Raw genomic sequence first — 9,027 nt, 5'->3', positions numbered from 1 at the left:
TTCGACCCGCTCCGCTGACCCTTCGACCCGCTCCGCTGACCGTTCGACCCGCTCCGCTGACCGTTCGACCCGCTCCGCTGATGACCTGCGGCTTCTGGGCGGTTATGACACTTTCGTCCGGACGGGCGGCACCGGCGCGCTACCGTCTCGGGGTGATCTAGGACCCCGAGACGGGAGGGACGCGCGATGGACCGGACGACCATGCCACTGACCCGGGCCCAGCGCGTCCTGGCCGCCACCGGCGGCCTGTTCTTCGCGGGCCTCGCCGCCCTGGGCGGCTACGGATCGTTCGCGTCCGTCCGGGACGTGGCCGAGCCCTGGTTCGGCGACCAGGCGTGGATCGTCCCGGCCGGAGTCGACCTCGGCATCCTCGCCCTGGTCTCGGTCGCGCTCCTGCTCGAATGGCTGGCGATGCCGATGCCGGCCCTGCGCTGGATGGCCTTCGCCTTCACCGCCGCGACCGTCTGGCTCAACGTCTCCGCGGCGCACGGCGACGTCACCGGCATGGTCATGCACGCCGCCATGCCCGTGTTGTTCATCACGTTCATCGAGGCCGTCCGGCACGCCATCCGCCGCCGCGCCGGGATCGCCGCCGGCACCGTCCGCGAAGGCGTCCCCGTCGCCCGCTGGCTGCTCGCGCCCCTCTCCACGTTCCGGCTGTGGCGCCGCATGGTCCTGTGGCAGATCACGTCCTACCCCGACGCCCTCCGCGCCGAGCAGCGCCGCCGCCACGCCCTCGCCCTCCTGGACGACCACTACGGCCGCAAATGGAAGTCGAAGGCCCCCGCCGACGTCGTCTGGATGCTCAGGGACGGCGTCATGCTCGACCAGGCCCTCGACCGCGTCACCGCGCTCACCGCCCCGCCCGAGCCCGCCGCGCCGCCGCGGCCCGCGCCGGCGAAACCCGCGCCGGCGGCGAAGCGGAAGAAGCCGCCCGTCCCCCGCAGCGTCGCGACCGACAACGAGGCCCGCGCCCTCGCCATCATCGACGCCGAACCGAACATCACCGGCGCCGAACTGGGCCGCCGCCTCAACATCAGCTCCCGCCAGGGCCAGCGCCTCCTCAGCCGGCTCTCCAGCCCGGCCCCGGCCTCCTGACCGTCACTTTTCCCCCGTCCCGTTCGTCTATGGCGTGAAACCGAAAGGGGAGATCATGCCGAAGTACGACTGGACAGCGATGTACGTGATGCACAACGCGCTGCGCCGCGAACTCGAGCAGCTGGCCAAGGTCGCGGCCCGCCCGGACGGCGAGGCTCGCCGCGTCCTGGCGGAGGCGCCGGGCTGGGACCTGTTCAAGACGGCCCTGCACATCCACCACACCGCCGAGGACGAGGCGCTGTGGCCCCCGATGCGCGAGGCCCTCGCCGACCGGCCGGACGGCCTGGCCCTGATGGACGCCATGGAGGCCGAGCACGCCGCCATCGACCCGGCGATCGAGGCGATCGACGCGGGCGCCGAACCCCTCGGCCCCCTCGCCGAGCGCCTGGCGGACGCCCTCACCGCCCACCTGAAGCACGAGGAGGAGGCCGCGCTCCCGCTGATCGACGAGGTCCTGCCGCCGGAGAGGTTCGCGGACTTCGGCCAGGTGCACGCGCGGAAGATCGGACCCGACGGCCCCCGCGTCATCCCCTGGCTCCTGGACGGCGCGGACCCGGACCTCGCCGCGAAGATGCTGGCCCTCCTCCCGGAGCAGGCCCGCGCCGCGTACGAAACCGCCTGGCGCCCCGCCTACGAGTCCCTCACCCTCTGGAACGTCGCCTGACGTCCGCGCGCGGCGCGCGCCGCGAGGCGCGCGCCGCCGGCGGGGTCAGAGGTTGATCATGTGGCCGGCCAGGCCGTGGACGGCCTCCTTCATGGCCTCGCCCAGGGTGGGGTGGGCGTGGACGTTGCGGGCCACCTCGTGGACCGTGAGGTCCCACTGCTGGGCCAGGGTCAGCTCGGGGAGGAGCTCGGTGACCTCGGGGCCGATCATGTGGGCGCCGAGGATCTCGCCGTACTTGGCGTCGCTGACGACCTTGACGAAGCCCTCGCCCTCGCCCATCCCGAGCGCCTTGCCGTTGGCGCTGTACGGGAACTTGGCGGTCTTGACGTCGAAGCCCTGCTCCTTGGCCTGCGCCTCGGTGTAGCCGAAGCTCGCGACCTGCGGCTGGCAGTAGGTGGCGCGGGGGATCATGATGTAGTCGAGTTCCATCGTCTCGGCGTCCGCGATGGTCTCGGCCGCGACGATGCCCATGGCCTCGGCGGCGTGCGCGAGCATCAGCTTCGCGGTGACGTCGCCGATGGCGTAGATGTGCGGGACGGACGTGCGGCAGCGGCCGTCCACGTCGATCGCGCCCCGGTCGGTCAGGGCCACGCCGGTCTTCTCCAGGCCGTAGCCCTCGACGTTCGGCTGGAAGCCGATCGCCTGGAGCACCTTGTCGGTCTCCAGGACCTGCTGGGCGCCGTCCTTGCCGGTGACGGTGACCTTGACCTTCTCGCCGGAGTCGTCGATCGCGTCCACGCGGGTGGAGGTGAGGACGTCCACGCCGAGCTTGCGGTACCGCTTGGCGAGCTCCTTGGAGACCTCGGCGTCCTCGTTCGGGACCATCCGGTCGAGGAACTCGACGATCGTGACCTTCACCCCGTAGTTGTGCAGCACGTAGGCGAACTCGACGCCGATCGCGCCCGCGCCGGCGATGACGATGCTCTCCGGCAGCTCCGAGCTGAGGATCTGCTCCTCGTAGGTGACGACCCGCTCCGACAGCGAGGTCCCCGGCAGCAGCTTGGTGTGCGCGCCCGCCGCGATGATGCAGTTGCCGAACGTCACCGTCTCCGACGAGCCGTCCCGCCGGGCGACCTGCAGGGTGTTCGGGTCGGTGAACGTGCCGCGCCCCTCATAGGACGTGATCTTGTTCTTCTTCATCAGGAACTGGACGCCCTTGACGAGCTTGTCCGACACCTGGCGGCTGCGCTGGAACGCGACGCCGTAGTCGAAGGACACCCGGCCCTCGACGTTGATCCCGAAGGTCTGCTGCTCCCGCGTGAAGATGTGCGCGAGCTCCGCGTTGCGCAGCAGCGCCTTCGACGGGATGCAGCCGACGTTGAGGCACACCCCGCCCCAGTACCGCTCCTCGATGATCGCCGTCTTCAACCCGAGCTGTGCCGACCGGATCGCGGCGACATATCCACCCGGGCCCGCGCCGAGGACTACGACGTCAAAGTGTTCGCTCATGCCTTGGACACTATTCGGCGCGGCGGCGTCCTCGCATCCCGGTCCGACCGGGCCGGCGCACGGGAGACCGCCGCACGCCCCGGCGTCACATAGAGTGAGTGTTTCGGACGGGCTTCCGCCGGTCAGTATCCGCGGGAGCCGTTTTCAAACGAGCGGACGGCGCGCCGTGCGGCGCGAGCCCCGACCGTCCCGGCCGGCGAGCCCGGCGGCGCACCTCGGACCAGCGGCGCCGCGGCGGTGGAACACGGCGCCGCGCGCCGGTCGTTGCCCACCCGAGCCGATGTGGAGGTGTCGCGGAGTGAGGATCCCCAAGCGCGTCAACGCCGTCCTGGACTGGATGGAAGAGCACTTTGTCGCGCTTGCCGTGCTGGTCGCGCTGGTGGTGGTCGCGCTGGTGGCCCTGCTGGCGCCGGCGGACGTCGGCTTCCCGGTCGCCGGTTTCGTCCTCGGGACGGCGGTGGGCGGGTTCCTCGTGCACGTCCGGCTGAGCCGCCGCCTCGCCCGCGCCCGCCGGGACGTCGACAACCTGCTGCGGGAGAACGGCGCCCTGCGGCACCGCAACACCGTCCTCGCCAGCGGCGTGATCACCCGCGAGTCGCAGGAGACGCAGGCGCTCGTGTCCATCCCCGAGGACGACCTGCTGGAGGACGAGCTGCTCGGCGACCCGCAGCGCACCGCCACCCTCGACGAGCTGCTCGACGGCGACCCGCAGACCACCGACGAGCTGCCCGGCGACGGGCCCACCACGGACCTCCCCGAGCTCCCGGACGGCGACCCGCAGCGCACCATCGTCCTCACCCCGGCCGAACCGGCCGCGGCCGAACCGGAGGACGCGGCGGACCGGGCGGACCCGGCGGACGAGGCCACCGGCGAGGACGACGCGGACACCGCCCGCCCCCACCGCCCCGCGAAGAGGAAGAGGACCAGGAAGGCGTAGCCGCGCGCCTACACGGGGTCATCGCGAACGCGGAACCGGCGTTAGCTTCGCCGATCACCGGGCACAGCCACCCCGTGAACGACGACCCGGAGCGCGCCGCCCGCGGCGCGAGCGTGCCGGCGGACGCAGGCGGCGTCGGCGCCGTCCACAAGGCCGTGATCGCGTCCGCGATGGGGAACTGCATCGAATGGTTCGACTTCGGCGTGTTCAGCGCCGGGGTGATGACCGCGATCATCGGCACGAAGTTCTTCCCGGAGGGGGCCGCGGGCAGCGCGTCGCTGCGCTCCTTCGCCCTGATCGCGGCGGCGTTCCTGGCCCGCCCGTTCGGCGGGCTGTTCTTCGGGCCGCTGGGCGACAAGCTGGGCCGCAAGCGGGTGCTGGCGACCACGATCATCCTGATGTCCGGGTCGACGTTCGTGATCGGGATCCTGCCCGACTACGCCACGATCGGGATCGCGGCGCCGCTGGCGCTGCTCGCGGTCCGGCTGGTCCAGGGCTTCTCGACCGGCGGCGAGTACGGCGGCGCCGCCACGGTGATCGCCGAGTACGCGCCGACGCACCGCCGCGGCTTCTTCGGCAGCTTCCTGGAGTTCGGCACGCTGACCGGCTACATCCTGGGCGCCGGCCTCGTCTTCGTCATGGACCTCGCGCTCAGCGACAGCGCGATGCACTCCTGGGGCTGGCGCATCCCGTTCCTGATCGCGCTGCCGCTCGGCCTCGTCGGCCTCTACGTCCGGACCCGGATCGAGGACACCCCGGCCTTCCAGCAGCTGGAGGCGCAGGGCAAGAAGGCCCAGTCGCCGCTGAAGGAGACGCTGCAGCACTACTGGCGCACCATCGTGATGCTGATCGGCATCGTGTTCCTGCTGAACGTCGCGGACTACACGCTGCTCACGTTCATGCCGTCCTACCTGGTCGACTTCATCAAGATGGACGACGAGACGGCGCAGCTCATCACGATCGGCGTGGAGGCGGCGATGATGGTCGTCATCCTGCCGCTCGGCCACCTGTCGGACCTGATAGGCCGCAAGCCCCTGCTGCTGACGGCGGCGGTCGGCTACATCCTGCTGGGCTGGCCGGCGTTCGCGCTCATGCAGACCCGCAACGATCTCGGCGTCCTGGCCGGCTACGCGATCGTCGGCGGCCTGCTGGTGCTGATGCTGGCGGTGATCGGCGCCACGTTCCCCGCGATGTTCCCCACCAGGGTGCGGTACGGCGCGTTCGCGATCGGCTACAACATCTCGACGTCGCTGTTCGGCGGGACGGCGGCCGTGCTGGTCGGATCGCTGATCGACGTGACGGGCTCGAACTACGTCCCGGCGTACTACCTGATGCTCGCCGCGCTCGTGGCGCTGGCGCCGATCATCATGATCCCGGAGACGGCCGGGGTCCCGATCGAGCGGGTCGGGAACGAGCGCGCCCCGGAGCCGGCGGGTTCCGGGGCGGGATGACGCGCGTCGCGCGGGGTCAGCGGCCGAAGTGCCGGCGGGCCCAGCCCGCCAGCGAACCCGCGATCACCAGTGCGATGCCGGTCTCGATGGCCAGTGCCGTCCAGACTGCGGTCACCGGGAGCCTCCCCTCCGGTCCGGTCGGCCCGTCCTGATCCGGGCCCGCTGCTCCTTCCCTACAACACCAGGATGGGGTGGGTCTTTCCTTGCCGAAGCCCGCGAGCGCGGTGATGTCCCTCACGCGGCACCGCGCTGACCTGCGGCGAAACCCCACTTGTGAGTAAAGGTCGCGGTTCGTCCGCATGTGCCGTGCCCGGCCCGCCGGGGGGCAGGCGTCCGGTGCCCGCGGCCGGATTCGGGCAGTGGCGCGCGGGTGCGAGTTCTATGGCGTTCCGGCAATCTGATGGCTCATTGCGATGCGGCGATTACGTTCAGTAGCGTCACCGTTGGCCGGAAGACGGCCGTTCATGACGGACCTTCGACGAATCGGTGGTGTGGACGTGACCGAACAGCAGCAACAGCAGTTGAGCCTCGGTACCGCGGCGGCGCGCAATCTGGCGACCACGACCAAGTCCGTCCCGCAGATGCAGGGCATCACCTCCCGGTGGCTGCTGAAACTGCTGCCCTGGGTGCAGGCGGCCGGCGGTGCCTACCGCGTCAACCGGCGCCTCACCTACACCCTCGGCGACGGCCGGGTCACCTTCGTGACCACCGGCGCCGACGTCCGGGTCATCCCCCGCGAGCTGGGCGAGCTGCCCCCGCTGCGCGGCTACGACGACGACCTGACGCTGGACGCCATCGCCGGCCGGTTCACCCAGCAGGAGTACGAGCCCGGCGACGTCATCGTGGAGCGCGGCCGGCCGCTCGACCGGGTCATCCTGGTGGCGCACGGCAAGCTCACCAGGATCGGGGCCGGAGAGTACGGCGCCGAAGCCGTCCTCGGCACCCTCGCCGACGGCGACTTCTTCGGCGAGCAGGCCCTGCTCGCGCCCGAGGAGGGCGAGGAGCGGCCGACGTGGGAGCACACGGTCAAGGCCGTGACCGCGTGCACCGTCCTCAGCATGAACGACGCCGACTTCCAGGAGACGCTCGGCCAGTCCGCGTCCCTGCAGGCCCATCTGGACGAGTACCGGGCGAGCCCCGACCGGCCGAGCAACGCGCACGGCGAGGCGGCGATCGAGGTGGCGTCCGGGCACGAGGGCGAACCGGTCCTGCCCGGGACGTTCGTCGACTACGAGGCGTCCCCCCGCGAGTACGAGCTGAGCGTCGCGCAGACCGTGCTGCGCGTCCACACCCGCGTGGCCGACCTCTACAACCAGCCGATGGACCAGGTCGAGCAGCAGCTCCGGCTGACCATCGAGGCGCTGCGCGAGCGCCAGGAGCACGAGCTCATCAACAACCGCGACTTCGGCCTCCTGCACAACGCCGACCTGTCCCAGCGCATCCACACCCGGTCCGGCCCGCCCACCCCGGACGACATGGACGACTTGCTCACCCTCGTGTGGAAGGAGCCCGCGTTCTTCCTCGCGCACCCGAAGGCGATCGCCGCGTTCGGCCGCGAGTGCAGCGCGCGCGGCGTCTACCCCGGCAGCGTCGACGTCGGCGGCCACAAGGTCCCCGGCTGGCGCGGCGTGCCGATCTTCCCGTGCAACAAGATCCCGGTGAGCCGGACCAAGACCAGCTCGATCCTGCTGATGCGGACCGGCGAGGCCGCGCAGGGCGTCATCGGGCTCCACCAGGTGGGGCTGCCCGACGAGTACCAGCCGGGCCTGTCCGTCCGCTTCATGGGCATCGACGAGAAGGCGCTCATCAACTACCTGGTCAGCGCGTACTACTCGGCGGCCGTCCTGGTTCCGGACGCCCTCGGCATGCTGGAGTCCGTCGAGATCGCGCACGGCGGTGCCGACGCGTGACGGAACCCGCCACGGGCCAGGCCGCGGAGAACGGCCCGGCCGGTCCGGCCGGGCCCACCGGGCGGCCGCGGCGGCTCGCCCTCGGCACCGGAGCCGCCCGCAACCTCGCCACGACGACCAAGTCCGTCCCGCAGATGCAGGGCATCACCCCGCGGTGGCTGCTGCGGCTGCTGCCCTGGGTGCAGGTGGACGCGGGCGCCTACCGGGTGAACCGGCGCCTCACCTACCAGGTCGGCGACGGCATCGTCGCCTTCGTCAACGACGGCGCCGAGGTCCGCGTGGTGCCGCCGGAGCTGGCCGAGCTGCCGCCGCTGCGCGGCCTGGCCGACCCGGCGGTGCTGGAGGGCCTCGCCGCGCGGTTCGAGCAGCGCGAGTACGCGCCCGGCGAGACGATCGCGGCGGCGGGCCGGCCGCTCGACGGCGTCCACCTGATCGCGCACGGCAAGGTCGAGGAGGCCGCCCCGGGAAGGTACGGCGGCGAGGCGAGGGTCCGCATCCTCGCCGGCGGCCGGTTCTTCGGCGACCGCGTCCTGCTCGACGCCGTCGCCGAGCGGGACGGGGAGTGGCCGCACACCTTCCGCGCGCTGACCCCGTCCATCGTCCTGACGCTGCCCCGCGCGGCGGTCGGGGAACTGGCCGAGCGGTCCGCGGCCCTGCGCGCCCACCTGGAGGAGTACCGCGACACGGCGGCACCGCCGCAGACCCGGCACGGCGAGGCGGCGATCGAGGTGGCGTCCGGGCACGACGGCGAACCCGTCCTGCCCGCCACGTTCGCCGACTACGAGACCTCGCCGCGCGAGTACGAGCTGAGCCTCGCCCAGACGCTGCTGCGCGTCCGCACCCGCGTCGCCGACCTCTACAACGGGCCGATGGACCAGGTCGAGCAGCAGCTCCGGCTCACCGTCGAGGCGCTGCGCGAGCGCCAGGAGCACGAGCTGGTCAACAACCGCGACTTCGGGCTGCTGCACAACGCCGACCTGCGGCAGCGCCTGCAGACCGCCGGGGGCCCGCCGACCCCCGCCGACATGGACGAGCTGCTGTCGCGGCGGCGCAAGTCCCGGTTCTTCCTCGCGCACCCCAAGACGATCGCCGCGTTCGGACGCGAGTGCACCCGGCGCGGGGTGTACCCGTCCTGCGTGGAGGTCGAGGGACGCCGCGTCCAGGCGTGGCGCGGCGTCCCCATCTACCCCTGCGACAAGATCCCGATCACCCCGGCCGGGACCAGCTCGATCCTGGTGCTGCGCACCGGCGAGGACGACCAGGGCGTCATCGGGCTGCGCCGCGCCGGGCTGCCGGACGAGGTGGAGCCGGGCCTGTCGGTCCGGTTCGCCGGCATCGACGAGAAGGCGCTCATCAACTACCTGGTCAGCGCGTACTACTCGGCCGCCGTGCTGGTCCCGGACGCGCTCGGCGTCCTGGAGAACGTCGAGACGGCCCGCTGAGGAAGAGGAGAGCCATGCCCGCCTGGAAGGACGACCCCGCCGTCGTCGCCTGCGACCACGGTGCCCGCGACCACGG

The 9,027-nt window shown here is 72.0% G+C and carries 7 protein-coding genes; 6 read left to right on the top strand and 1 reads right to left on the bottom strand.

Annotated features, from left to right (window positions below; all coding sequences use genetic code 11):
- Positions 1 to 201: 201 nt before the first annotated feature.
- Together ACIWVC_RS26805 and ACIWVC_RS26800 are read left to right on the top strand one after the other, a co-directional pair.
- Positions 202 to 1,098 carry a DUF2637 domain-containing protein gene (locus tag ACIWVC_RS26805; RefSeq protein ID WP_396447580.1) on the top strand — a complete coding sequence of 299 codons (897 nt, stop codon included), beginning with the start codon at positions 202 to 204 and terminating at the stop codon, positions 1,096 to 1,098.
- Between the two features lie 55 nt (positions 1,099 to 1,153).
- Complete coding sequence (locus ACIWVC_RS26800) at positions 1,154 to 1,762, top strand: hemerythrin domain-containing protein (protein ID WP_396447579.1); 609 nt, start codon at positions 1,154 to 1,156, stop codon at positions 1,760 to 1,762.
- Positions 1,763 to 1,807: 45 nt separating this feature from the next.
- On the opposite strand, the gene lpdA is transcribed toward ACIWVC_RS26800, so the two are convergent.
- Positions 1,808 to 3,211 carry a dihydrolipoyl dehydrogenase gene (gene lpdA / locus ACIWVC_RS26795; RefSeq protein WP_396447578.1) on the bottom strand — a complete coding sequence of 468 codons (1,404 nt, stop codon included), beginning with the start codon at positions 3,209 to 3,211 and terminating at the stop codon, positions 1,808 to 1,810.
- 298 nt (positions 3,212 to 3,509) lie between these two features.
- Between lpdA and ACIWVC_RS26790 the strand changes: the two genes are divergently transcribed.
- From ACIWVC_RS26790 to ACIWVC_RS26775, 4 genes are all read left to right on the top strand, one after another.
- The gene (locus ACIWVC_RS26790; protein ID WP_396454737.1) at positions 3,510 to 4,148 is read left to right on the top strand and encodes a hypothetical protein; all 639 of its coding nucleotides are present in this window, start codon (positions 3,510 to 3,512) and stop codon (positions 4,146 to 4,148) included.
- A gap of 74 nt (positions 4,149 to 4,222) precedes the next feature.
- Positions 4,223 to 5,599 (top strand): MFS transporter, encoded by a 1,377-nt coding sequence (locus ACIWVC_RS26785; RefSeq protein ID WP_396447575.1) that lies wholly within the window; start codon positions 4,223 to 4,225, stop codon positions 5,597 to 5,599.
- 464 nt (positions 5,600 to 6,063) lie between these two features.
- Positions 6,064 to 7,509, top strand: coding sequence for a family 2B encapsulin nanocompartment shell protein (locus ACIWVC_RS26780; protein WP_396447574.1), 1,446 nt, complete (start codon positions 6,064 to 6,066; stop codon positions 7,507 to 7,509).
- Positions 7,506 to 8,951 carry a family 2B encapsulin nanocompartment shell protein gene (locus ACIWVC_RS26775; RefSeq protein WP_396454736.1) on the top strand — a complete coding sequence of 482 codons (1,446 nt, stop codon included), beginning with the start codon at positions 7,506 to 7,508 and terminating at the stop codon, positions 8,949 to 8,951. The genes ACIWVC_RS26780 and ACIWVC_RS26775 overlap by 4 nt, the downstream gene beginning before the upstream one ends.
- The last annotated feature ends 76 nt before the right edge of the window (positions 8,952 to 9,027 follow it).

The organism is Actinomadura sp., from assembly GCF_044508335.1.
Lineage (GTDB): Bacteria > Actinomycetota > Actinomycetes > Streptosporangiales > Streptosporangiaceae > Spirillospora.
Note: the sequence above shows the minus strand (reverse complement) of the source record. Positions and strands in the feature narration are given on the sequence as shown.